Source organism: Pseudomonas piscis (genome assembly GCF_009380155.1).
In the GTDB taxonomy this organism is placed as follows: Bacteria; Pseudomonadota; Gammaproteobacteria; order Pseudomonadales; family Pseudomonadaceae; genus Aquipseudomonas; species Aquipseudomonas piscis.
Genome location: NZ_WHUV01000001.1, coordinates 1,499,479 through 1,521,110, shown reverse-complemented (window position 1 = coordinate 1,521,110; position 21,632 = coordinate 1,499,479). Strand labels below are relative to the sequence as shown.

The window sequence follows — 21,632 nt, the reverse complement described above, 5'->3', positions numbered from 1 at the left end:
GCATCTATGAACAACCATGCCAGCCACTGCTGCTCTTCTGACCGGCAGCCGCTGGCATGTTCAATATTCGATTATGACGACTGGCCGGTCGATGTAGCTGCCGACGGCGACATCCGCTTGTTTCAGGTTTACCCGGCCCGTCACCGAAAACCGTTGCATCTGGCCCGTGCCCTGGCCGCGCTGGCGGTTGCTGGCGCTGATCGGTGAATTGCCGCCCGACTCGAACAACTGGTACTCGATGTAGCTGTTGCTCGAGGCTACGCCTGTTCCTTTCATGCGGCGCCAGGAGCCCGATGGGTTGTCGCCGTCGCTGATGTGGACGTTGTAGACGGACTGGTTGGTGCATACGAAGTCGATATCGGCGCGGGCATCGCCAAATTGGGATACCAGAGGTTGGGCGCCGAAGTCGATGCGGGGTTGCGTGGTGCGAAATTCGCAGGTCGGGACGACGGTGAGGGCCAGATTCACCGTTACGGTGGCCGAGTCTTCGTACCACCATGCGCAAAAGACAAAGCCCACCGTGCAGATGCGCCAACGGTACGTGATGGACAAGGTGTCCGTGTAGCGCCCGGCGACAAGCCCTGGGCCGGCAGGTTGCGTCTGGATATAGAGCTTTCTGTTCGATAACGCCTCTCCGTTGAGGATGATGTTGATCTTGCTCGAAATCTCGAATTCGGTGTTACTGCGTATTTCGTCCGACATATTGCCGTCAAGAAATATGCGATACGGAATGCTGCCCGAGCCAGCGTTGTTCAGCTTGTAGCCGTTCGTGTTGTTCACCTTGATCCAGAGCTTGGATTGGGTCAGGAAAGTCAGCGTGAACTTGTTGCATCGGAAGCTCGAGTCGAACTCTCGTCCCATCCGTTGATTGGATAGTTGAATCGAGTCGGTCGGTCCGAAATCGACCATATAGACCTGCCCCCCCGAACAGTTTTCGCCCGCTCTCGGTTGAGCCTGGACGATATTCGTCAGTAGCGGCAAAGCCAGTGCCAAAAACCAGGAGAAACGATGAATAAAAAATCTGATCATGATTGAAACTTTAATCATTGACATGTTTGAGGACCGATACGCGTTATGCCAGCCATCGGCGGAAGTGCGGCCGAAGCCTGGCAAGCCTTGCCATCGTCGGCGCGTACGACGTTCAAACGCAGCGCGTCGCGCACGTTCTCCAGGTAGACCTCGCCTTCCCAGCCCACCCAGCCAGTCGCGCCCGAGCTGATGTCGGTCACCTGGCTGCCGCGCGGCAGGGCCTCGCCGTTGCTGTCGCGCAGTTGCAGCAGCGCGGCGCGCAGCTTTTCCAGCTTGAAGTCCACCACGTAGCCGCTGCCCGCGCGCACCGCCACCTGGGTCTCGACGTCCGGAGTCTTCACGTCGACGGGCAGGTCGATCGGATCGATCTGGATGCGCGCCGGGTACCAGGACGTCATGGACGGGATCAGGAAATAGCCATTGTTGTTGGTCTTGCCCAGGTACTGGTTTTCGTAGCGCACAGGAACGTCGGGATAGCCGGCGGTGGACACCAGCGCGAAGGCATCGTTGACCTTGTTGGCGGCGTAGAGCTGGCCGTCCAGCCCGATCAGCGAACCGCTGAGCTGCGCCCAGCCGTTCTGGGACGAGCGCGTGCCATAGGTGCCGCCGCGCACTTCATACTGGGTGCCGCGCCATGACAAGTCCGCGCGTCGGTACTGGTCCATGTCCTGACCGTCGCTCAGGCCCAGGCTGTAGCCCAGGCCGCCGCTGGCCGGCGCGGAATGGTTGTAGTTGACCTGCCCCGAACGCCGGCCGTCGTTGCCGCGTATGAGCGACACGCTGGTCGTGGAACGCTCGCCCAGTGGGATGGACAGGGTGACCTGCGCGTTGACGTCGTTGCCGCCCACCTCGCGATTGACGCTGGTGTACAGGAAGGCACTACGCCACAGGCTGACGCTGTGCGACAGGTTGATCAGGCGCAGCTGTCGTCCGGTGGCGTCCTGGGTGTCGACCCAGCCGGCGCCCACAGTGCCGTAGTCGCCCAGCGCCACGCTGGCGGTGACCACGTCTTCCCGCCGGCTCAGCCGACCGGTATTGCGGTACGTGCCCAGATTGGCGTAGTGCGCGCTGCGCTGGGTGCGCCTGGCGTTCAGGCTGAACTGCGACGAGCTGTAGGAGTAGCCATAGGAAAGCTGTCTGCCGCTGTCGGCCTCCGTGGGCTTCAGGTCGATGTCCTCGTCGCGATAGGGCCAGCGGTCGTCCCAGCGCGAGTTGCGCCAGGCGCGCTGCGGGCCGATGGCGCGCGGGTCGGTCTTGCTGGCGCCCCAGGACCCGGTCAGCACTCCCAGCATGCCCAGTTGCACGTTCGAGCCCAGCCCGCCATCGTGCAGGCCACTGGCGCCTTCTCCCCAGCCGAACACGGTCCACTCCGGCGTCACGCCGTGGCGGAACACGCCCGAGGCCGCGGGATGTGCATACCGGCCGGACGCCAGCCCGTAGTCCTGACGCAGCAGGCCGGCGGACAGGCTGTAGTCGGTCAGGCCGGGCTTGAGCAGGTCGTTGGAGACGTAGAACGACACTTCCTTGCTGACTTCCCGGCCGAGCGCGTCGCGCGTCACCACCGTGGCGCTGCCCGCGCCATTGATGTACGGCATGGTCTGCAAGGTGAACGGGCCCGGGTCCACCCGGTAGGAGTCCATCTTGTAGCTGTTGATGAACAGATCCACCGTGCTGGGCACCGCCGTCTGGCCGGCGAAACTGGGCAGGGGGTAGGTCACCAGATCGGGGCGCGTGGCGAAGTTCCTGCCGATCTGAAACCCGGCCATGCGCACCGAGCTGGAGGGCGCCAGGGCATCCGTGACGAGGTCGCCCGCCGCGTACTTGCGCATCGACAAGGGGTCGCTGTAGGACCAGCCGGTGTCATACCGCTGGTACCGCGAGCGGTCGTTGTCGTCGCCCATGCTGGTGCCGCCATACCAGACGCCGGTGTTCGAGAAGATGCCGTAGGGGCTGAACAGGCGCTGTTCGCTCCAGGCGGACAGCCGGTTGTTGTTGCGCAGGCCGCGCGTGCGGTTGAAGTTGGCGTAGATGTCGTAGTTCATCAGCAGGCCGACGCTGCTGCGGGCCTGCATGTAGCGCTGGCTCTCGCCGCCGAACATCTGGTCGGGCAGCCAGTCGGGCGGCAGCTCGATCAGCAATTGCTGCCTGGCGTTGTCGTGCGTCGCCTTGACGCCCTGGATCAGATCCACCGCCACCAGCGATTCCTGCTCGGCGCTCACCGAGACGCCCATGGCGCGCAACTTTTCCGTCGGCAGATAGTAGTGTCCGTCGCGGTAGGGCACGGGCAGGATCTCGCCGGACGTCTTGCCGTTGACGACCAGCTCCAGGTACAGCGTGGAATCAGGCAGCTTGAAATCGCCGAGCTTGTCCTTGGCCCGCGCGGGGGCGCTCGCGGCCATCACCAGCGCGAAAGCCAGCGTGCAAGGCACGTTGCGGAATCGTGCGAGGCGTCGTTTCATGGCGGGCATGTTCCGCAGGCGGGGATCGCTTGCGCGTCCGGGTTGCTGTTGACCTTGGCCTTCAATACGCCGCCCGCGCCGACGCCGGCGAGCTTGAAGCGCATTTCGGAATGCGCCAGCACGTAGCCCAGCAGGCCCGGCACTTCCCAGGTCGGGCGGCCGCCTTGCTGGTACGTCACCGCCGACAGCCGCGCATGCGCCTGCCCATCGTTGCGCACGGCCAGCCACTGGCCGCCGTCGCGGGATTCCACGCGGAACTTGAGCTGTGGTTGCGTGGCTTTCGTCATGTCGCGGGGTTTCTGATAGTCCTGGCGCGTCCAGACGCCTTCGCCGCTGACGAACAGCGGAACCGAATAGCGCATCTGCAGGGCCAGCCCCACGGAGCGCTTGCCGGGCGCCGCAGCCGGACCTTCGGCCTCGGGAGATGGGGCAGCGGGTATCTCGTCGATCAGCACGCGGAAGGCGCGCTCGGTGCCGGCGGGAACAGGTTGGGTGCGGATCAATCGCAGCAGTTGGCGCTGTCCCGGCTGCACTTCGGCCGCGGGCGGACTGACGACGATGATGTCCTGCGGCGTATAGTCTTCCTCTCCCTCTGCCTGGTTCCAGCCCAGCACGCGGACCTGCAGCCGAGACGGCATCTTGCTGTTGTTTTCCAGCCAGAGGGCGGTGCCGTTCTGGTCGTGTTCGATCGTGGGATCGATAGGCCAGACCAGCAGCGACGATTGCGCCTGCGTTGCCGCGGGCAAGGCCATGCCGAGGATCAGGACGCCCAGCGTCCGGGCAAGAAAGCTCATGTGTGGGTACTCAATAGGAGACCGTGACAAGTACGGTATCGGTGTAGACGCCCGGCGGAATCGCGATGCTGGCCTCCTCCACGAGGATGTAAACGGGAAATTCCTCCGGACCGCCCTTGGCGAGGCCGGACTTGGCGAACGTGCCGTCCGCCCAGATCTTTGAGTAGCCCGCGTCCTGGAATAAGTAGTAGGGCAGGAATGCATTGCCGCTGGACGTGCTGTTTTTCAAGCGCCTTCCAGCGCCGCCGGCACTGTCGGACCACAATCCATCGTTGAGAGAAATCCGGTAATCGGTGCCCGGCGTACAGTTGACGACGATGGTGCCCGCTCCGACGCTGGAAGAAGCGAATATGGCTTGCTCGAGATTGGCGACCGTGCCAAGGTCGAGAACGCCGTAAGTGCTGACATCGGCCTGGCCGCTTCCCAGCCGGCAACCGGGGGTGATGGCGGCGGCGACCGTCAAGGTCAGTTGCTTTGAACCGGAATGAGCCGCGCGAGGCAGGGGCGAGGCGGCGATGGCCAGTACAAGCAGGGCCGCGCGCAGTCTGGGCATGCGCATCACCACTCCACCACGACCTGGACCGTGTCGCGATAGACGCCCGCTACGGGCGTGCGTTGCGGCTTGACCACGGAATAGACCGGCAACAGCGCGTCGGCGCCCGAGCCCTGGCCGCTGACCCCATTCGTCCTGTCCCAGGGACGGCTGTGGCCGCTGTCCTGGTACAGCCCGTACTCGATCAGTCCGCCTTGAGGTCCGATCATCCGGCGCTGCGTGCCGGTGTCGTTGCGACCCTTGCCGAGGAATACCTTGTAGGCGATGCCCGGCGCGCACTTCACCCGTATCGCGCCCGCGTTGCTCAGGGTGCCGGCGGCTTCAACCTGGTTGCGCAGGGACGGCACGGTGCCCATGTCCAGCGTACCGAAGTTGACCGCCGCGGCACCCGTCTTGCCGCCGGCTTCGCAGGCCTGCGCCACCGTCAGCCTGAAGCCGATCGTGGCGCTCTTACTGGCGGCTTGCACGGGGCCGCTGGCATGCAGCGACGCGAGAACGAGGATCAGTAGAGTTCCCGTGGCGGCAGGGCGGCGAATGCGATCGTCGCCCATGAAGGCGCGGTGCATTTACCAGGCCACCGTGACCAGCACAGAGTCGGTGTACACGCCAGCGGGGGGCGTCATGGCCTTGGGCACGCGGCCGTACACGGTCAGGTCGATTGGGGCGCCCGTGCCCTTGCCGGTGAGCTGGTTGCTCGGAGTGTCGCCCCAGGCCTTGCTGCGGGCGGCATCCTGGTAGAGGTTGTAGGCGACCAGATCAGTGCCGGAGGCCTTCATGTTGCGCTGGCCGCTAGTGGCGTTGCGGCCGTTGCCCAGGCTGATCGTATAGGCCACGTCCTTGGTGCAGTTCAACTGGATGGTGCCGGTGCCGGTGGACGCCACGGACTGTGCGTCGATCACGCTGGTCGCCAGCGAAGACTGGGTACCGAAATCGATCTTGCCAAACGAGTTGCCGGTGCTGCTGCCGGAGGAGGCACCGTTGCTGATTTCGCAGCCGTCGCCAATGGCAAGCTGGATGTCCAGGTCGCCCTGGATCTGGCCTGTCGCGTAGACCGAACTTGCGCCGCTCAACATCGCAATAATCGTCACCGCTTTTATCGATTTTTTCATGATTGCCTCAGAGGATTGATTGATCTTGCAAGGGTCGCCCCAACTCTTGGGTTGTTGCGCCTGTGCTTGCGAGTCGTATTACACCCAGCGGGGCCGCAGGTTTTAATCAGACGATTCTGAAAACCTCAGCTACGCAGCTAGGCTCTGTACGAAATCCTTTGAAATATCGATTTGGGTAGAATCCGCCGCCATTAACGCCAGGACACCATGACGGCAAAACGGCATGAGCTCCCCGGTGCAGCCTGGGATTTGGTTGCCGATCTCTTCACTGAAATCCGCCGCAGCGGGTGCCCATGAGCCGATGACCGCCTGATGCTCAGCGGCGTCCTTTGGGTACTCTGTCCCGGCGCGGCTTGGCGAAACATGCCGGAGCGTTTTGGCCCTTGGTCAACGGTGTATCAGCGGTTTCGCGATTGGCGTAATTGCGGCGCTTTCGATCAGATGCTCAAGCGCCTTCATATCCGATTGAGCGAGCAAGGCTTGATCGACCTCGAAACCTGGCTGATCGACTCCACTGCCGTTAGTGCCACCCGAGCCTCATCAGCCGCCGGAAAAAAAAGGGGGGGCCTGAAGAACCGCAAGATCATGCGCTCGGGCGCAGCCGGGGCGGCCTAACGAGCAAAATCCACATGCTGTGAGATGCCAATGGTGTGCCGCTGCGCTTCCTGCTGTCTGGCGGGCAAGCCAGCGATACTGCCTATGCCCTACCGCTGCTGTACAAGGCTTGTATCCCCAGCCAGCACGACCGTCCTCGCAGACGCTGCCGATGCTTGCTGGCTGACAAGGGATACGATGCTGAAGCTCTGCACCGCTACTGTGATCGCTATCGGATGCAACCGGTGATCCCGCTGCGCGACATGAAGCGCAAGCCCAAACCAGGTCTGCCCAGGTTGCTTGATCGGCCCAAATACCAGCAGCGCAATATCATCGAGCGCATGTTCGGCTGGCTGAAGGAAAACCGCCGCATCGCTACGCGTTTCGACAAGCTCGCGACAAGTTTTGCGGCGATGGTTTCATTGACCTGTGCCATGCGGTGTTTGCGACAATGCTTTTCGTACAGAACCTAGTAGGTAGCGCACGATCTCCATTGCCTGAACGGACAGCGGTGCGATGTACGGCGGAATGTCTTGTGGCCGCTTACCCTTCTTGCGCATATCGTTCTGGAGTTGCTTGACCACTTCTGAGGGGATATTCCAGAGGCCCCGATCTAGGTCGAACTGGTCGGGCGTGGCCAGACGCAGTTCCCCGGTTCGGGCTCCAGTCAGGAACAGCAAGCGGATGCCAAGTTGCGTGGAGGGCTTACCGCGATAGCGGCGAACCTTTTGCAGCAATTCGAGCAGTTCAGGTAAGCGCAGGAAAGGGGGGTATGCAGTACTGGTGGCTTAGGCAAGGCCACCACGTTCAGATCGGAGGCCGGATTGATATCAAGGTCATCGATCTTGATCATGGCGAAGCGAAACAACTGATTGAGCCATGCCCGCACTTTCTCCGCCGTGGTATGGGCGTAAGGCTGACTTCAGGATAAGTGACTAGCGACATGCGCTTTTTGCTTGCCGACCCAAACGTAGCGAAAGTGCCAAGAACGACCGCCTTGTTCGCTCACAGCAAAAGATAGGCCGTCGATGTCACCGAGGGTATAAGGATTGCCGGTTGCTTTGGCCTGGCGAGCGGCCATGTCTGAAAGTGCCATGGTTCTAGCTCCTAACGTGAGTTAGGACTGGATCCTGGTCTCGCCTGCCGCCTTCGCCCAGCAAGAATGCTGAGCCTCACACAACCGTATTGATGGACTAAAAATTGGACTAAAAAGTCCCGGATGTGAGTGGATTCCAATGGCGCTTGCCGGAATGAAAAAAGGGGCTTTCGCCCCTTTTTCAATGACTTGCAGACATCGCCAAAATGTCTGCGGATCAAAATTTGGAGCGGGAAACGAGACTCGAACTCGCGACCCCGACCTTGGCAAGGTCGTGCTCTACCAACTGAGCTATTCCCGCAAATGGCGTCCCCTAGGGGACTCGAACCCCTGTTACCGCCGTGAAAGGGCGGTGTCCTAGGCCACTAGACGAAGGGGACACGCTACCCGGAACACATGGTGTGTGTTTCGGACTCCAGAACCGCATCCGAAGACTTGGATTCTGGTTTCACTCAGCCTCGCCCGAAAGCCAGACCGTTTAAAATTGGAGCGGGAAACGAGACTCGAACTCGCGACCCCGACCTTGGCAAGGTCGTGCTCTACCAACTGAGCTATTCCCGCAAATGGCGTCCCCTAGGGGACTCGAACCCCTGTTACCGCCGTGAAAGGGCGGTGTCCTAGGCCACTAGACGAAGGGGACACGCTACCCGGAACACATGGTGTGTGTTTCGGACTCCAGAACCGCATCCGAAGACTTGGATCCTGGTTTCACTCAGCCTCGCCCGAAGGCCAGACCGTTTAAAATTGGAGCGGGAAACGAGACTCGAACTCGCGACCCCGACCTTGGCAAGGTCGTGCTCTACCAACTGAGCTATTCCCGCATTGGCGTCCCCTAGGGGACTCGAACCCCTGTTACCGCCGTGAAAGGGCGGTGTCCTAGGCCACTAGACGAAGGGGACACGCTACAACATTCACTCCCTTCAGCGTTTCGCGTTTTGCTTTCCGCTGAAAGTGGCGCGCATTCTATGGATGCTTTGGAAGGTCGTCAACCCCCAGATATAACTTTATTTAAATCAATGACTTCGAGGCTGTTTTCAGGTCGCCACAGGCTTTTATGCCGTCCGGGCTTTGACGCCTATATTCTGTCACCCGCCAAGGCGTTATAGTCCTCGCAGCCGGTGATATCAATTTGAACCCAGTGGCCACCTCCGGCCCTGCCCTGCTATGCCTAATAGAAGTAGAAGGCGCACGCACAATCCATCCCGGCTCGTCGAGCGGCGCTATGCGCCCAAATGCCAAGCCACTACACTCGCACGCGAAATCCTATAACGAGGTTTTAACGGTGACACCACTCATGATCACCCTGCTGGTAATAGCCGGGATCGCACTATTGATCGCCATTGGCTACATGAACCATGTGGTGGAAAACAACAAACTGGAAAAGGCCCGCACCAAGGTCGAACTCAATGACCGCCTGCGCCGCTGCGGCGAAATCACCGAAACCTTCCCCGGTCAGTTCATGTCGCCAGGCCTCAAGCTGCTGCTGACTCGCCTGGAACTCAACGTCGTGCAGCGCATGCTCAACCTCGACAAATCCGACGCCAAGCTCAAGGCCCGCCTGGCCGAGCTCAACACCCTGGTGGGCCAGGGCGAATCGATTCCGGTGAACAACCCGCCCTCGCCGATCCAGACCGAAGCCAAGGCCAAGGACGTGCGCTTTCTGCTGGAGGCCATGCACGGCCAAGTGACCCGCGCCGCCCACGACGGTTTCCTGCAGCCCAACGAAGCCAAGCGCTGGATCAAGGAGATCCGCCATATCCTGGTCCTGCTGCACATCGAGTTCTTCAACAACCTGGGGCAATACGCACTGCAGCAGAACCAGCCCGGCCAGGCCCGCCTGGCCTTCGAACGCGGCGTCCAGTACCTGCGCAAGCAGCCGGAGCCCAAGGCCTACAGCGAGCAGCTGGAGTACCTGGACAAGCTCCTGGCCCGCGCCAACGCCATGGTGCTGTCGACCCTGGAGCCAGCCGAGGATGAGGTCAACGAGTTGACCCAGGGCCTGAAGGAAGTGGAAGCCGACGCCGACTGGAAGAAGAAGGTCATCTACGACTGATCGACCGCAGGTGCCCGGCCCCGCGCCGGGCACCTGCGCAGCGCGACACCGCCCTCCCCGCCGCTACAGGCGGAAATGCCCCACCATGGATTTCAACTCGCTCCCCAATTGCGCCAGCTCGATGCTCGAGGCCGCACTGCCCTGCATCGCCTGCGAAGACTGATCGGCACTGGCGCGAATGCTGGTCACGCTGCGGTTGATCTCTTCGGCCACCGAACTCTGCTGCTCGGCGGCCGCGGCGATCTGCTGGTTCATCTGCTGGATCAGGGACACCGCCGCGGCGATGCTGCCCAGGGCGCTCTCGGTCTGCAACGCATCGCTGACCGCCTGCTTGACCAACTCCCCACTGCCCTGGATCTGTCGCACCGAAGCATCGGCCGCGGCGTGCAGGGTCGCCACCAGGCGGGTGATTTCCTCGGTGGACTGCTGGGTCCGCTTGGCCAGCGCCCGGACTTCGTCGGCCACCACCGCGAACCCACGCCCCTGCTCACCGGCCCTGGCCGCTTCGATGGCGGCATTCAGGGCCAGCAAGTTGGTCTGCTCGGCCACGCTCTTGATCACATCCAGCACGCTGCCGATGTTGTCGATTTCCGCGCTCAGGCTCTGGATGCCGCTGCTGGCCTGGTTCGCGGAGTCGGCCAGTTGCTCGATCCGCTGCATGCTCTGGCGCACCACCTGCTGGCCGCTCTCGACCTTGTCGTCCGCCGCCTGGGCCGCCAGGGCCGCCTCCTCGGCATTGCGCGCCACATCGTGAACCGTGGCGGTCATCTGGTTCATGGCAGTGGCCACCTGCTCGGTCTCTTCTTTCTGGGTGCTGACTTCGAGGTTGGTCTGCTCAGTCACCGCCGACAGCGATTGTGCCGAGCTGGCCAGGCGTTCGATCCCGGATTGCAGGCCGCTGACGATACCGCTCAAGCCGCCGCCCATCTGCTGCATGGCTTGCATCAACTGACCGATCTCGTCGCGCCGGGTCACGCTCACCGTGGCGCTGAGATCACCGGCGGCAATCTGCTGGGCCACCTGCATCACACTACGCAGCGGCCGGACGATCAACCGGGTGATACCCAGCGCCGCCAGCAACCCGGCCAATAGCGCCAGGGCCGAGGAACCGAGGATCAGCAACGAGTTCTTCGTAAGCTCCTCCTGCATCGCCTGGTCCTGGGCGGCATAGGCCTGGTCGACCTGCTGCATCACCTGGGCGGCCCGCTCGTGCAACCGCTGGTAGACCTGCTGTTCCTGAACCAGCAGCTCGGTGTACTCGTTGAGTTTCTCGCTGAAATTGCCGATGTGCCCCGAGACCTCGTTGAGGACCGTCTGGTAACCGGCATCCTTGACGCTGGCCTTCAGCTGCTCCACCAGGGCCAGGGCCTGCTCGGCCTGTTCGATCTTGCCCTGCCCGGCCGCCTCCTGGTCGCCGCCCTTGCGGTTCTGGTCCAGGCGCACCCGGGCCTCGTTCATGGCTTGCAGCATCAAGCGCGAGACCTGGCTGATCTGGTTGGCCTGCTCGATGAACTCGGCGCCCTCCTTGCCCTGGGACTCTTTCAAGCCATAGGCGCCGTCGTCCGCCAGGCCGGCTTGCAGTACGTCGAGGTTGTTGGCCACGCTGGATACCGACCAACTGGCCATCTCCAGCGCCAGGTCCTTGGCCTGGGTCAGCTCGACGAATCCATCGAAAGCCTGGCGATAGTCCGCCAGCATCCCGTCGACCTGGCCCATGGTCGCCGGGTTGCCCGGCTCTTCGAGTTGGCGGGCCAGGGCCAGCAGCGCATCCAGGTTCTCGCGCAGGCTATCGACGCTCTGGTTGTCACCGTGCAGCGCATACCCCTGCTCCAGCAGCCGGACCTTGAGCACGCCACTGTTGAGCTGCGACATGCGCTTGAGGCCCTCGAAGCGCTGGCTGACGGTTTGCAGGGACCAGAGGCCGATGCCGGCCACCAGGGCCGTCAACAGCAACACCAGGGCGAAGCCCACCCCCAGTTTCCTGGCCATGCCCAGGTTGGCAAAGCGTCCACTTGCGGCCGTCGTCATGCTGCGAACTCCCCTCAAGTCCCCAATGGCTGCAAGGCCATGGTTTTTTTTCGAAGGGTGGCAACGGCGTGCACCGACGCACAAGCCTCTGGTGTCGCAATAGTGGCAAAAACCAGGCTAGAGGTCGTTTTCAGGACGCTGGAGGTCGATTCCATCATCGCCCCGGCGCCTTGGTCGCCGGGGCGGCGATATCGATCAGATGGCCGTGGCGCCACCGTCGACGGCCAGTGCATGGCCGGTGGTGAAGGCGGCGCCATCGCTGCACAGGTAGAGCACGGCGCTGGCGATTTCCTCGACCTTGCCAATGCGCCCCACCGGGTGCATGGCCGCGGCGAACTCGGCCTTCTTCGGGTCTGCCTCGTAGGCCCGGCGGAACATGTCGGTGTCGATCACCGCCGGGCACACCGCGTTGACTCGGATCTTCTTCTTGGCGTACTCGATGGCCGCCGATTTGGTCAGGCCGATCACCGCATGCTTGGAAGCGGCGTAGATGCTCATCTTCGGCGCCGCCCCCAGGCCCGCCACCGACGCGGTGTTGACGATGGCCCCGTCGCCCTGGGCCAGCAGCAGCGGCAGCTGGTACTTCATGCACAGCCACACACCCTTGACGTTGACCCCCATGATGGCGTCGAACTCGTCCAGCGAGCCCTCGGCCAGACGGCCCTTCTCGATCTCGATCCCGGCATTGTTGAAGGCGTAGTCCAGGCGACCGTAAGCCTCGATGGTGCGGGCCATGAGTTGCTGTACATCGGCCTCGCGAGTGACGTCGCAGGACACGAACAGCGCTTCGCCACCGGCCTCGCGGATCAGCGCCACGGTGCCTTCGCCGCCGGCCGCATCCAGGTCCGCCACCACCACCTTCAGCCCTTGGGCGGCGAACGCCTGGGCGGTGGCCCGGCCGATCCCGTTGGCCGCGCCGGTCACCAGGGCCACCTGGCCGGAAAACGTCATGCTCATGCAAAGCTCCTCAATCCAGTACGGGCCCAATACCCTGGCCCATCTAGCCATAGAGCACAGACGCCGCGGCAGCACTATCAGGCATCCGTTTGCCACTCCATGCGTCCCGGTGATGAAGGCCCCGGGCCATTTATCACGCCCCTGGATCGCGGCTCATTCGCCGGGCAGGCACGCCTTGCGGCTGCCGGCCCGAGGGTCTATCAACTAGGGTTTCATCCAGTTCTCGAGGACCTGCCATGACCAGCCTGACCAACCGCCAGTTCCTGCTCGCCAAGCGTCCCGTTGGCGCGGCCAGCCGCGATACCTTCACCTACCAGCAAGTGGCCGTGACCGAGCCCGGTGCCGGCCAGATCCAGGTGCAGAACCAGTACCTGTCCCTGGACCCGGCCATGCGTGGCTGGATGAACGAAGGCAAGTCCTACATCCCACCAGTGGGGATCGGCGAGGTGATGCGGGCCCTCGGCGTGGGCCAGGTGACCGCCTCCAAGCACCCGGATTTCGCCGTCGGCGACTACGTCAATGGCGCCCTGGGGGTACAGGACTACTTCGTTGGCGAGCCCCGTGGTTTCTACAAGATCGACCCACGGCTGGCGCCACTGCCACGCTACCTGTCGGTGCTGGGGATGACCGGCATGACCGCCTACTTCGCCCTTCTGGAGGTCGGTGCGCCCAAGGCCGGGGAAACCGTGGTGCTGTCCGGGGCCGCCGGCGCGGTGGGCAGCATTGCCGGGCAGATCGCCAAGCTCAAGGGCTGCCGGGTGATAGGCATCGCCGGCGGCCAGGACAAGTGCCGCTTCCTCGTCGAGGAACTGGGCTTCGACGGGGCCATCGACTACAAGAGCGAAGACGTCCAGGCCGGCCTCAAGCGCGAATGCCCCAAGGGGGTCGACGTGTATTTCGACAATGTCGGCGGCCAGATCCTCGATGCCGTGCTCACTCGCCTGAACCTCAAGGCCCGGGTGGTGATCTGCGGCGCCATCAGCCAGTACAACAACAAGGAGGCGGTCAAGGGGCCGGCCAACTACCTGTCGCTGCTGGTCAACCGGGCGCGCATGGAAGGCTTCGTGGTGATGGACCATGCGGCGCAGTTCGCCGCCGCCGGGCAGGAGATGGCCGGCTGGATGGCCAAGGGGCAGCTCAAGAGCAAGGAGGACATCGTCGAGGGCCTGGAAACCTTCCCGGAAACCCTGGCGAAGCTGTTCAGCGGCGAGAACTTCGGCAAGCTGGTGCTCAAGGTCTGAGCCCAGGGTCAAGCTGCGGGAGCCGGCATGCCGGCTCCCGTGAGTGTCACAGGGCCAGTTCGGCCACGACGTCGGCCAGGGCCTTGGCCGGGTCGGCTGCCTGGCTGATGGGACGGCCGATGACTAGGTAATCGGAACCGGCATCCAGGGCCTGGCGCGGAGTGAGGATCCGCCGCTGGTCGTCCTGGGCGCTGCCCGCAGGGCGAATCCCCGGGGTCACCAGTTGCAGGGACGGGTGGGCGCTCTTGAGCGCCTGGGCTTCCAGGGCCGAGCACACCAGGCCATCCATGCCGGCCTTCTGCGCCAGGGCGGCCAGGCGCAACACCTGTTCCTGGGGCTCGATGTCCAGGCCGATGCCAGCCAGGTCCTCGCGCTCCATGCTGGTGAGCACGGTGACGCCGATCAGCAGCGGCTGCGGGCCACTGCGCTTGTCCAGTTCCTCACGGCAGGCGGCCATCATGCGCAGGCCGCCGGAGCAGTGGACGTTGACCATCCAGACGCCCATTTCCGCAGCAGCCTTGACGGCCATCGCGGTGGTGTTGGGGATGTCGTGGAACTTCAGGTCCAGGAACACTTCGAAACCCTTGTCGCGCAGGGTGCCGACAATCTCGGCGGCGCAGCTGGTGAACAGCTCCTTGCCGACCTTGACCCGGCACAGTTTCGGGTCCAGTTGATCGGCCAGTTTCAGTGCGGCGTCACGGGTGGGGAAATCCAGGGCGACGATGATAGGTGTCTGGCAGGCGGACATGAAAAGGCTCTCAGGCAAGTCGAAATCGGCGCGGATTGTAGCGCAAGCCGCGTCGCTCCGGGACCCGCTGTGCGCTAATTCGTCCGCGACAAGGCGCCGGGCCGACGATCAGGCCGGCCCGTGTATCAATCCCGATACACTGACGACACGTCGGCAACATCCCCCGCCGCTACCCTCGCCTGCCGCAACACCTTCGAACAGCACTTCCAGCCTCCGGGCCGGACGCCTATGCTGAAGCCATAACCTCGCCGTCGCCGCCCGGCAACGACAGCCTACCTGGCAGATGATCGCCCATGCACAACACCCCAGCCCCCTTCAGCGACGACAGCAAAGCCCCGCTCAATGGCGACGACAAGCGCTGGAATACCCGGGCCTTGATCGTCGATGACGACGTACCGATCCGCGAACTGCTGATCGGCTACCTGGCACGCTTCAACATCCACGCCAGTGGCGTCACCGATGGCGCCGCAATGCGCCAGGCCTTGCAAACCGAGCATTTCGACGTGGTGGTGCTCGACCTCATGCTCCCGGGTGAAGACGGCCTGTCCCTGTGCCGCTGGCTACGTAACGAATCGGACATCCCGATCCTGATGCTCACCGCCCGCTGCGAACCCACCGACCGCATCATCGGCCTGGAACTGGGGGCCGACGACTACATGGCCAAGCCCTTTGAGCCCCGGGAACTGGTGGCGCGGATCCAGACCATCCTGCGCCGGGTACGCGACGACCGCAGCGAGCAGCGGAGCAGCATCCGCTTCGACAACTGGCGCCTGAACAGCGTCCTGCGCCAGCTGATATCCGCCGATGGCCTGGTGGTGCCGCTGTCCAACGCCGAATTCCGCCTGCTCTGGGTATTCCTCGAACGCCCACGCCGAGTGCTGAGTCGCGAGCAATTGCTGGATGCCGCCCGTGGGCGCTCCATCGAGGCCTTCGATCGCAGCATCGACTTGCTGGTGTCGCGCCTGCGGCAGAAGCTCGGCGACGATCCGAAATCACCGCAACTGATCAAGACCGTGCGTGGCGAAGGCTACCTGTTCGACGCCCGGGACATAGGCTGATGCGTGGGCGCTTCGATACGCTGTTCGGCCGCCTGTTCGGCGTCTTGCTGATTGCGATCGTACTCGCCCACCTGCTGGCATTCTTCTGGTTCCAACACTACGGCCCTCCACGCCCGCCGCCGCCCCCACCGCCGACCGCAACGGCAATGGACGACGGCCGACCGGCGGGCCCGCCACCGCATTTTCCCCGGCGGCCACGCCACTGGTTCAACGGCCCGCTGGTGCCGCTGACGTTCCAGTTCATCTCGCTGATCATCGCCGCCTGGTACGGCGCCAAGCTGCTGTCGCGGCCCATCCGACGCCTCAGCGCCGCCGCCGAACGCCTGAGCGAAAACCTCGACAGCCCGCCCCTGGAAGAACTCGGCCCCCATGAAGCACGACAGGCAGCCAACACTTTCAACCAGATGCAAAAGCGCATTCGCGAGCAAGTCCAGCAGCGTGGGCGCATGCTCGGCGCGGTTTCCCACGACCTGCGCACGCCGCTGTCGCGCCTCAAGCTGCGCCTGGAGCAGATCGAGGACAGCAAGTTGCAAAGCCAGATGCGCCAGGACCTGGACGACATGATCAAGATGCTCGACGCCACCCTCAGCTACCTGCACGAGCAACGCACCAGCGAGATCTGGCAGCTGATGGACGTGCAAGCGCTGGTGGAGTCGATGTGCGAGAACGCCCAGGACCGGGGCGCCGATGTCCAGGCCCAGGGGCATTGCGCACCGCTGCTGGTGCAACCCATGGCGCTGCAGTCATGCCTGAACAACCTGCTGGACAATGCCCTGCGCTATGCCGGCCAAGCGACCCTGGCCCTGGAGGACAATCGCGAGCAGTTGCTGATCCGAGTCATCGACCACGGCCCGGGCATCGCCGCCGACCAGCGTGAAGCGGTGTTCGAGCCGTTCTTCCGCCTGGAGGGCTCACGCAACCGCAATTCCGGCGGGGTCGGCCTGGGCATGACCATAGCCCGCGAGGCCGCGGAGCGCATGGGCGCCAGCCTGCAGCTCGAGGAAACCCCGGGCGGCGGCCTGACTGCGGTACTGCGGCTGACCCGCCCCTGAGCTCAGCGCGGTTCCTGGTTGCGGGCCTGGCTGGCACTCCAGTCCAGCAACAGGCTGTAGGCCACTGCCAACAGGGTCGGGCCGATGAACAAGCCGATGAAACCGAAGGCGATCAAGCCACCGAACACCCCGAGCAGGACGATCACCAGTGGCAGGTTGCCGCCACGGCTGATCAGGTAGGGCTTGAGCACGTTATCCACCCCACTGATGATGAAGGTGCCCCAGATTCCCAGGAACACCGCCATGCCGTACTCGCCCTTCCAGGCCAGCCAGGCCGTGGCCGGGATCCACACCAGCGGTGGCCCCATGGGGATCAGGCTGAGCAGGAAGGTGACGATCCCCAGTACCAGCGCCCCGGGCACCCCGGCGATGATGAAGCCGATCAAAGCCAGCAGGCCCTGGGCCGCCGCAGTACCTATCACGCCGTTGACCACGCGCTGCACGGTGCCGGCCACCAGGTCGATGTAGTAGCCGGCACGATCGCCGATCAGCCGCTCCAGCAGCTTGTGCACGAACAGCGCCAGGCGCGGGCCGTCACGGTAGAAGAAGAACACGAAGACCAGGCTCAGGGTCAGTTCCAGGATGCCCCCGCCCACCTGGGCGCTACGGGCCAGCAACCAGTTGCCCACCTGCCCCAGGTACGGCTTGACCGCCACCATCAGCGCCGCGCCCTGTTCGTCGATGCTGTTCCAGACGCCCACCAGGCGCTCGCCCACCAACGGCAAGCCGCCCAGCCAGGCTGGCGCCTCGGGCAGGCCATCGACCTGGACGTCCTTGATGAAGGCAGTGGCATCACGTACATGGTCCGCCAGGTTGAGACCCAGCCAGACCAGCGGCGCCGCCACCAGCAGCATCCAGCCCAGGGTCAGCAGACCTGCGGCCAGGGATTCGCGACCATGCAGCCAGCGGGTCAGCAAACGCATCAGCGGCCAGCTGGCAAAGGCCAGAACCGCCCCCCAGAACAGGGCCGACCAAAAGGGCGCCATCACCCAGAAGCTGGCACCGAACAGCACCAGGAGCAGGATCTGCACCAGCAGGCGATCGTTATTGGGCATGAAATGTCTCGCGCAAGAGTAACCAGTGAAGAGTAGGCGAACCCGCCAGGGCGGGTCGCCTGCAAAGCTTAACGCAGCAGTTCGAAGTGCAGGCCGGCGGCCTGGGTATCGCCGGTTTCCAACCGCGTAGCGCGCACGCCCTGGCCGATCAGGGCCTGGCGCCAGGCTTCGGCGTGCTGGCCGGAAAGACTGACCCGCAACGTGGTGTCCAGGTTCAATCCCCGGGACAGCAAGGTGAGCCAGGATGGCTGTGGCTCGGCCAGCTTGGCCAGGTCCAGCCGGCCGGTGTCTTTCAACTGCCGGAGCAACGTCGCGGAAGTGGGCAGCAATTCGCCCAGTGGAGCACCGGCGGCGAACTGCTCCACATGCAGGTAAGCCCGGCGATTGCCGCGGGTGATGCTGTACAGGGCCACCAGGGAGTTGTCCTGGGGGGCCGCCAGGCGTAGCAACAAGTAGGCCTGCTGCTCGTCGGCGCCGTACAGCTTGGCGTTGCCGAACACCTCATTGGCCCACAGGCTGCTTTCGCCGCAGTCCCGCGCCTGGCACCAGAACAGCAGCTCGGCACCCTGTTTCTGCAAAGCCTCGCGGGCCAGGGTGAAGGCTTCGTTGGAGCTGCGCTCGGCCGGCAGTTGGTAGGTGATGGCGGTGAGCTTGCCCCGGGCATTGACCTGGCCGTCGAAACGCAACTGGCCGCTGATCTTGCGGATCGAGCCCATGGGGTAGATCCGCTCCTGTTCTACCTCGGGGCGGTAATCGACGATCTGGGCATCGGTCAAACGGGGCACCAGGGGCAGGTCCTGGCTTCCGGGAAGGTCGGCGGCAACCGCCAGTGCGCTGGCCAGGGACAGGCCCAGGAAACTGAGTGAACGCATCGGGGCCCTCATCGGATCAGCATGGCCTGGGCGCCCTTGACGACGCTGGCGTCGTCACTGCGTTGCGGAACCTGCAAGCCGCGCTGGACCGCGGGGCGCGCCTCCATGGCCGCCATCCAGCGCTGTAGCGCTTCCAGCCCCTGGACCGGAACTCCCGACCAGTCATGGCCGCGCACCCAGGGGAAGGTGGCGATGTCGGCGATGCTGTAGTCGCCGGCCAGGTAGTCGACCTGCTGCAGGCGCGTGTCGAGCACCTCGTACAAACGTCGGGTCTCATGCTGGTAGCGGTCGATGGCGCCCTGCAGCTTCTCCGGGAAATAGCGGAAGAACACATTGGCCTGGCCTTGCATGGGGCCGATGCCGCCCATCTGGAACATCAACCACTGCATGACCTGCGAACGCCCCTTGGCGTCGGCAGGCAACAGGCGACCGGTACGCTCGGCCAGGTAGATAAGGATCGCCCCGGACTCGAATACCGGGAAATCGCCATTGTCGCGATCGACGATGGCAGGAATACGCCCATTGGGATTGATCTTGAGGAACGCCGGCGCCTTCTGTTCCTTCTTGTCGAAGCTCAAGGCGTGCACTGTATAAGGCAAGCCGAGCTCTTCAAGCAGGATGGAAACCTTGTGGCCATTGGGGGTCGCAGCGGTGTACAGATCTATCATGGTTGTCTCCCATTTCAACCCGCCAAGCCTCGACAGTTGACCAGGTCAAGTCAAGGAACGGCGAAAAACCGATTGAAACAGTCTGCGACAAAGGTGGCACCGGTTTCATCGTTCAAATGCAGATGGTGCCCGCCCGGCAGCTGTTCAAGGTTGAAGGGTAGACGCTGCAGCAACCCCTGGTGCCGGGCCAGCATGCCATCGGCCGCCACCACCAGCTGCGTCGGGCAGGCCACCCGCTGGACGAAGGACATGGCCTGCTCCTCGGTCAGGCGCAGGGGCGAAGCCAGGGTCAGGCGGCTGTCGCTGCGCCAGGTATAGCCACCGGCCACCGGCATCAGGCCTCGTTGCGCCAACAGCTCGGCGGCTTCCCGGCTGACGGCCACCAGGCCTTTCATCCGCGCCTCGACGGCGCGCTCCAGGCTGCTGTAGACCGGCTTGCGCTTGTCCTGCAAGGCCAGTTGCGCTTGCAGGGCCATGCCCAGGCGCTCGGCTGCGCCCTCGCCACTGGCCGTGGGCGGGATGACGCCGTCGATCAGCGCCAGCTGGCTGACTCGCTCGGGCATGGCCGCCGCCAATACCAGGGACACGATGGCCCCCAGGGAGTGGCCCATGAGGGCGAAGCGCCGCCAGCCCAGCTGCTCGGCCACTTGCAATACGTCGTACACGTAGTCCCACAGGGCGTATCCCGCTCCCGCCGGGCGATGCCCGGAGTGCCCGTGGCCGGCCAGGTCCAGGGCCAGGATGCGCAGGCCGCGCAACTTGGGCGCCAGGCGCGCGAAGCTGTTGGCGTTGTCCAGCCAGCCATGCAGGGCGATCACCGGCAAGCCATCCTCTGGACCGAACAAATGCGCCGCCAGCTCGATATGCGGCAGGCTCAGGCGCACTTCCTCCACACCCTGGCTCATGCAAGGCTCCGCTGCTGGCCGAGCTGCCAGCGGTTGAACAGGTCCTTGAGCAAGAGCGCAGTGGCCTCGGGTCGCTCAAGGGGGAACATGTGCCCGCCGGGCATGGTCAGCGACACCCCCTGGGACATGCGTCCCACGGCACTGGTGTGATGGCGCATCACCACCCTGCTCTGCTGGCCTCGCACCACCGCCAGGGGCACCTTGAGCTGATGGGCGCTGCCCGGGCTGGTGTGCGGCACGCCACGATAGATGCTGATCTCGGTGGCCGGGTCGAAGCGCAGCCGCAAGCGATCCCCCACTTGTTGCAGGCCATGCTCCAGGTAGGCATCCAGGCAATCGGGGTCGAAGGCGCGGAACAGCGTCTTGCGCGAAAAGTAGCTGCGGGCCGACTCGATATCGCTGAACTCCTCGCGCCGCCCCAGGGTGCGCCCGGCCGGGGTCAGTCGATCGATGAAACCCAAGCGTTTGGCCGCACGGATCACCCATTGGTCGGCCCGGGTCAGCACCGGTGAGTCGAGCATCACCACGCCCCGGTACAGCTCCGGGCAGCGCAGGGCCGCATGCAGGTGCAGCACGCCGCCCAGCGAGTGCCCGACGCCCCACACCGGCTGGGACTGCTGTTGCAGGTGGTGGATCAATTCGTCCACCAGGCTGCGCCAGTTATCGTCCACCGGAAAACGCGGGTCATGGGCATGCTGTTGCAGATGAGTCACCGTGAATTCCGGCGCCAGGGCGGCGAACAACTTGCCGTAGGTGCCGGAGGGAAACCCATTGGCGTGAGCGAAAAACACCTGTTGCGACATACCGACTCATCCATTTACCAAATCAACGGCGATTTTCCGCAAGCTCCGCCGCCAGGGCAATGACCGTAACCGCCAGGAATACTGACACCCCGGCCCGGCCTATGGCCGCGGGTTCAGGCGGCCGGCGGGTTCTGCCCCAGCGGCACCACCGCCATGGTCAGGCGCGATACACAGCTGGCCTTGCCCTCGTCGCTGCTCAGGCGGATGTCCCAGACATGGGTGGTGCGCCCGAGATGGATGGCCCTGGCCACCGCCGTGACCCGCCCGCTGCGCAAGCCCCGCAGGTGGTTGGCATTGATCTCCAGCCCCACGCAGTAGAACTTGCTGGCATCGATGCACAGGTAGCTGGCCATGGAGCCGACGGTCTCGGCCAGCACCACCGAAGCCCCGCCATGCAGCAGCCCGTAGGGCTGGTGGGTACGATGGTCGATGACCATGCTGGCGGTCAGGGACTGCTCGTCGAAAGCCTCGAAGCGGATATCCAGCACTTCGCCGATGGTGTTCTTCTGGAGTGCGTTCAGTTGCTCGAGGTTGGGGGTGGTACGCCACAGGCTCATC

General features: G+C 64.0%; 19 protein-coding genes, 6 tRNA genes and 3 pseudogenes. 5 read left to right on the top strand and 23 right to left on the bottom strand.

Annotated elements, in window-relative coordinates; translation table 11 throughout:
* Nucleotides 1–60: 60 nt before the first annotated feature.
* Genes GDH07_RS07260 through GDH07_RS07235 form a run of 6 tightly spaced genes read right to left on the bottom strand, consistent with a single transcriptional unit; the run spans nucleotide 61 to nucleotide 5,908 of the window.
* Nucleotides 61–1,053 carry a Csu type fimbrial protein gene (locus GDH07_RS07260; RefSeq protein WP_152897027.1) on the bottom strand — a complete coding sequence of 331 codons (993 nt, stop codon included), beginning with the start codon at nucleotides 1,051–1,053 and terminating at the stop codon, nucleotides 61–63.
* On the bottom strand, nucleotides 1,044–3,488 hold the full coding sequence (locus GDH07_RS07255; protein WP_178124012.1) for a fimbria/pilus outer membrane usher protein: 2,445 nt from the start codon (nucleotides 3,486–3,488) through the stop codon (nucleotides 1,044–1,046). Before GDH07_RS07255 ends, GDH07_RS07260 begins: the two co-directional genes overlap by 10 nt.
* Complete coding sequence (locus tag GDH07_RS07250) at nucleotides 3,485–4,282, bottom strand: fimbrial biogenesis chaperone (RefSeq protein ID WP_152897025.1); 798 nt, start codon at nucleotides 4,280–4,282, stop codon at nucleotides 3,485–3,487. The genes GDH07_RS07255 and GDH07_RS07250 overlap by 4 nt, the downstream gene beginning before the upstream one ends.
* Before the next feature lie 10 nt (nucleotides 4,283–4,292).
* A complete protein-coding gene (locus GDH07_RS07245) occupies nucleotides 4,293–4,841 on the bottom strand; it encodes a Csu type fimbrial protein (protein WP_152897024.1) in 549 nt (182 codons plus the stop codon).
* Nucleotides 4,841–5,401: a Csu type fimbrial protein gene (locus GDH07_RS07240; RefSeq protein WP_152897023.1), complete on the bottom strand. Its 561-nt coding sequence runs from the start codon at nucleotides 5,399–5,401 to the stop codon at nucleotides 4,841–4,843. Before GDH07_RS07240 ends, GDH07_RS07245 begins: the two co-directional genes overlap by 1 nt.
* Nucleotides 5,402–5,908: a Csu type fimbrial protein gene (locus tag GDH07_RS07235; RefSeq protein WP_218584727.1), complete on the bottom strand. Its 507-nt coding sequence runs from the start codon at nucleotides 5,906–5,908 to the stop codon at nucleotides 5,402–5,404. It lies immediately after the preceding gene.
* 243 nt (nucleotides 5,909–6,151) lie between these two features.
* Between GDH07_RS07235 and GDH07_RS07230 the strand changes: the two are divergent.
* Nucleotides 6,152–7,011, top strand: a pseudogene (locus tag GDH07_RS07230) (IS5 family transposase).
* On the opposite strand, the pseudogene GDH07_RS07225 reads toward GDH07_RS07230, so the two are convergent.
* From GDH07_RS07225 to GDH07_RS07195, 7 genes and pseudogenes are all read right to left on the bottom strand, one after another.
* A pseudogene (locus GDH07_RS07225) lies at nucleotides 6,991–7,634 on the bottom strand (tyrosine-type recombinase/integrase); the annotation flags it as partial. The pseudogenes GDH07_RS07230 and GDH07_RS07225 overlap by 21 nt on opposite strands.
* 225 nt (nucleotides 7,635–7,859) lie before the next feature.
* Nucleotides 7,860–7,935, bottom strand: a tRNA-Gly gene (locus GDH07_RS07220).
* 3 nt (nucleotides 7,936–7,938) lie between these two features.
* Nucleotides 7,939–8,014 (bottom strand) — tRNA-Glu (locus GDH07_RS07215).
* A gap of 105 nt (nucleotides 8,015–8,119) precedes the next feature.
* Nucleotides 8,120–8,195: transfer RNA gene (locus GDH07_RS07210), tRNA-Gly, on the bottom strand.
* Between the two features lie 3 nt (nucleotides 8,196–8,198).
* Nucleotides 8,199–8,274: transfer RNA gene (locus tag GDH07_RS07205), tRNA-Glu, on the bottom strand.
* Between the two features lie 105 nt (nucleotides 8,275–8,379).
* Nucleotides 8,380–8,455 (bottom strand) — tRNA-Gly (locus tag GDH07_RS07200).
* A gap of 2 nt (nucleotides 8,456–8,457) precedes the next feature.
* Nucleotides 8,458–8,533: transfer RNA gene (locus tag GDH07_RS07195), tRNA-Glu, on the bottom strand.
* 395 nt (nucleotides 8,534–8,928) lie between these two features.
* Here GDH07_RS07195 and GDH07_RS07190 point away from each other — a divergent pair.
* Nucleotides 8,929–9,687, top strand: a complete 759-nt coding sequence (locus GDH07_RS07190) for a hypothetical protein (RefSeq protein ID WP_022643141.1) — start codon at nucleotides 8,929–8,931, stop codon at nucleotides 9,685–9,687.
* Nucleotides 9,688–9,750: 63 nt separating this feature from the next.
* On the opposite strand, the gene GDH07_RS32810 is transcribed toward GDH07_RS07190, so the two are convergent.
* From GDH07_RS32810 to GDH07_RS07180, 3 genes and pseudogenes are all read right to left on the bottom strand, one after another.
* Nucleotides 9,751–10,614, bottom strand: a complete 864-nt coding sequence (locus GDH07_RS32810) for a methyl-accepting chemotaxis protein (protein ID WP_371857877.1) — start codon at nucleotides 10,612–10,614, stop codon at nucleotides 9,751–9,753.
* Nucleotides 10,612–10,836: pseudogene (locus GDH07_RS32805) on the bottom strand (HAMP domain-containing protein); the annotation flags it as partial. The pseudogene GDH07_RS32805 and the gene GDH07_RS32810, both read right to left, overlap by 3 nt.
* A gap of 1,074 nt (nucleotides 10,837–11,910) precedes the next feature.
* Nucleotides 11,911–12,672, bottom strand: coding sequence for an SDR family oxidoreductase (locus GDH07_RS07180; RefSeq protein WP_152897020.1), 762 nt, complete (start codon nucleotides 12,670–12,672; stop codon nucleotides 11,911–11,913).
* A 236-nt stretch (nucleotides 12,673–12,908) separates the two neighbouring features.
* On the opposite strand from GDH07_RS07180, the gene GDH07_RS07175 reads away from it, so the two are divergent.
* The gene (locus tag GDH07_RS07175) at nucleotides 12,909–13,913 is read left to right on the top strand and encodes an NADP-dependent oxidoreductase (protein ID WP_022643139.1); all 1,005 of its coding nucleotides are present in this window, start codon (nucleotides 12,909–12,911) and stop codon (nucleotides 13,911–13,913) included.
* A gap of 46 nt (nucleotides 13,914–13,959) precedes the next feature.
* Here the strand turns inward: GDH07_RS07175 and pyrF are convergent, their stop codons facing one another.
* The gene (gene pyrF / locus GDH07_RS07170; RefSeq protein WP_022643138.1) at nucleotides 13,960–14,661 is read right to left on the bottom strand and encodes an orotidine-5'-phosphate decarboxylase; all 702 of its coding nucleotides are present in this window, start codon (nucleotides 14,659–14,661) and stop codon (nucleotides 13,960–13,962) included.
* Between the two features lie 293 nt (nucleotides 14,662–14,954).
* On the opposite strand from pyrF, the gene GDH07_RS07165 reads away from it, so the two are divergent.
* Entirely contained in the window at nucleotides 14,955–15,719 is a 765-nt protein-coding gene (locus GDH07_RS07165) for a response regulator (protein WP_022643137.1), read from the top strand.
* Nucleotides 15,719–16,771, top strand: coding sequence for a sensor histidine kinase (locus tag GDH07_RS07160; protein ID WP_152897019.1), 1,053 nt, complete (start codon nucleotides 15,719–15,721; stop codon nucleotides 16,769–16,771). Before GDH07_RS07165 ends, GDH07_RS07160 begins: the two co-directional genes overlap by 1 nt.
* A 2-nt stretch (nucleotides 16,772–16,773) precedes the next feature.
* Here GDH07_RS07160 and GDH07_RS07155 read toward each other — a convergent pair whose 3' ends face one another.
* From GDH07_RS07155 to GDH07_RS07130, 6 genes are all read right to left on the bottom strand, one after another.
* Nucleotides 16,774–17,826, bottom strand: a complete 1,053-nt coding sequence (locus GDH07_RS07155; RefSeq protein WP_022643135.1) for an AI-2E family transporter — start codon at nucleotides 17,824–17,826, stop codon at nucleotides 16,774–16,776.
* Nucleotides 17,827–17,894: 68 nt separating this feature from the next.
* Entirely contained in the window at nucleotides 17,895–18,698 is an 804-nt protein-coding gene (locus GDH07_RS07150) for a DUF4892 domain-containing protein (RefSeq protein ID WP_152897018.1), read from the bottom strand.
* An 8-nt stretch (nucleotides 18,699–18,706) separates the two neighbouring features.
* Nucleotides 18,707–19,366 carry a glutathione S-transferase family protein gene (locus GDH07_RS07145; RefSeq protein WP_022643133.1) on the bottom strand — a complete coding sequence of 220 codons (660 nt, stop codon included), beginning with the start codon at nucleotides 19,364–19,366 and terminating at the stop codon, nucleotides 18,707–18,709.
* A 50-nt stretch (nucleotides 19,367–19,416) separates the two neighbouring features.
* The gene (locus GDH07_RS07140; protein WP_152897017.1) at nucleotides 19,417–20,271 is read right to left on the bottom strand and encodes an alpha/beta hydrolase; all 855 of its coding nucleotides are present in this window, start codon (nucleotides 20,269–20,271) and stop codon (nucleotides 19,417–19,419) included.
* Nucleotides 20,268–21,074: an alpha/beta fold hydrolase gene (locus tag GDH07_RS07135; protein WP_152897016.1), complete on the bottom strand. Its 807-nt coding sequence runs from the start codon at nucleotides 21,072–21,074 to the stop codon at nucleotides 20,268–20,270. Before GDH07_RS07135 ends, GDH07_RS07140 begins: the two co-directional genes overlap by 4 nt.
* A gap of 113 nt (nucleotides 21,075–21,187) precedes the next feature.
* A complete protein-coding gene (locus GDH07_RS07130) occupies nucleotides 21,188–21,631 on the bottom strand; it encodes a hotdog fold thioesterase (protein WP_022643130.1) in 444 nt (147 codons plus the stop codon).
* Between the last annotated feature and the right edge of the window lies 1 nt (nucleotide 21,632).

Coding starts and splice junctions, on each gene's coding strand:
- GDH07_RS07260 (WP_152897027.1), bottom strand. CDS start 1,053: ATGTCAATGATTAAAGTTTCAATCATGATCAGATTTTTTATTCATCGT.
- GDH07_RS07255 (WP_178124012.1), bottom strand. CDS start 3,488: ATGAAACGACGCCTCGCACGATTCCGCAACGTGCCTTGCACGCTGGCT.
- GDH07_RS07250 (WP_152897025.1), bottom strand. CDS start 4,282: ATGAGCTTTCTTGCCCGGACGCTGGGCGTCCTGATCCTCGGCATGGCC.
- GDH07_RS07245 (WP_152897024.1), bottom strand. CDS start 4,841: ATGCGCATGCCCAGACTGCGCGCGGCCCTGCTTGTACTGGCCATCGCC.
- GDH07_RS07240 (WP_152897023.1), bottom strand. CDS start 5,401: ATGCACCGCGCCTTCATGGGCGACGATCGCATTCGCCGCCCTGCCGCC.
- GDH07_RS07235 (WP_218584727.1), bottom strand. CDS start 5,908: ATGTTGAGCGGCGCAAGTTCGGTCTACGCGACAGGCCAGATCCAGGGC.
- GDH07_RS07190 (WP_022643141.1), top strand. CDS start 8,929: ATGATCACCCTGCTGGTAATAGCCGGGATCGCACTATTGATCGCCATT.
- GDH07_RS32810 (WP_371857877.1), bottom strand. CDS start 10,614: ATGGGCGGCGGCTTGAGCGGTATCGTCAGCGGCCTGCAATCCGGGATC.
- GDH07_RS07180 (WP_152897020.1), bottom strand. CDS start 12,672: ATGAGCATGACGTTTTCCGGCCAGGTGGCCCTGGTGACCGGCGCGGCC.
- GDH07_RS07175 (WP_022643139.1), top strand. CDS start 12,909: ATGACCAGCCTGACCAACCGCCAGTTCCTGCTCGCCAAGCGTCCCGTT.
- pyrF (WP_022643138.1), bottom strand. CDS start 14,661: ATGTCCGCCTGCCAGACACCTATCATCGTCGCCCTGGATTTCCCCACC.
- GDH07_RS07165 (WP_022643137.1), top strand. CDS start 14,955: ATGCACAACACCCCAGCCCCCTTCAGCGACGACAGCAAAGCCCCGCTC.
- GDH07_RS07160 (WP_152897019.1), top strand. CDS start 15,719: ATGCGTGGGCGCTTCGATACGCTGTTCGGCCGCCTGTTCGGCGTCTTG.
- GDH07_RS07155 (WP_022643135.1), bottom strand. CDS start 17,826: ATGCCCAATAACGATCGCCTGCTGGTGCAGATCCTGCTCCTGGTGCTG.
- GDH07_RS07150 (WP_152897018.1), bottom strand. CDS start 18,698: ATGCGTTCACTCAGTTTCCTGGGCCTGTCCCTGGCCAGCGCACTGGCG.
- GDH07_RS07145 (WP_022643133.1), bottom strand. CDS start 19,366: ATGATAGATCTGTACACCGCTGCGACCCCCAATGGCCACAAGGTTTCC.
- GDH07_RS07140 (WP_152897017.1), bottom strand. CDS start 20,271: ATGAGCCAGGGTGTGGAGGAAGTGCGCCTGAGCCTGCCGCATATCGAG.
- GDH07_RS07135 (WP_152897016.1), bottom strand. CDS start 21,074: ATGTCGCAACAGGTGTTTTTCGCTCACGCCAATGGGTTTCCCTCCGGC.
- GDH07_RS07130 (WP_022643130.1), bottom strand. CDS start 21,631: ATGAGCCTGTGGCGTACCACCCCCAACCTCGAGCAACTGAACGCACTC.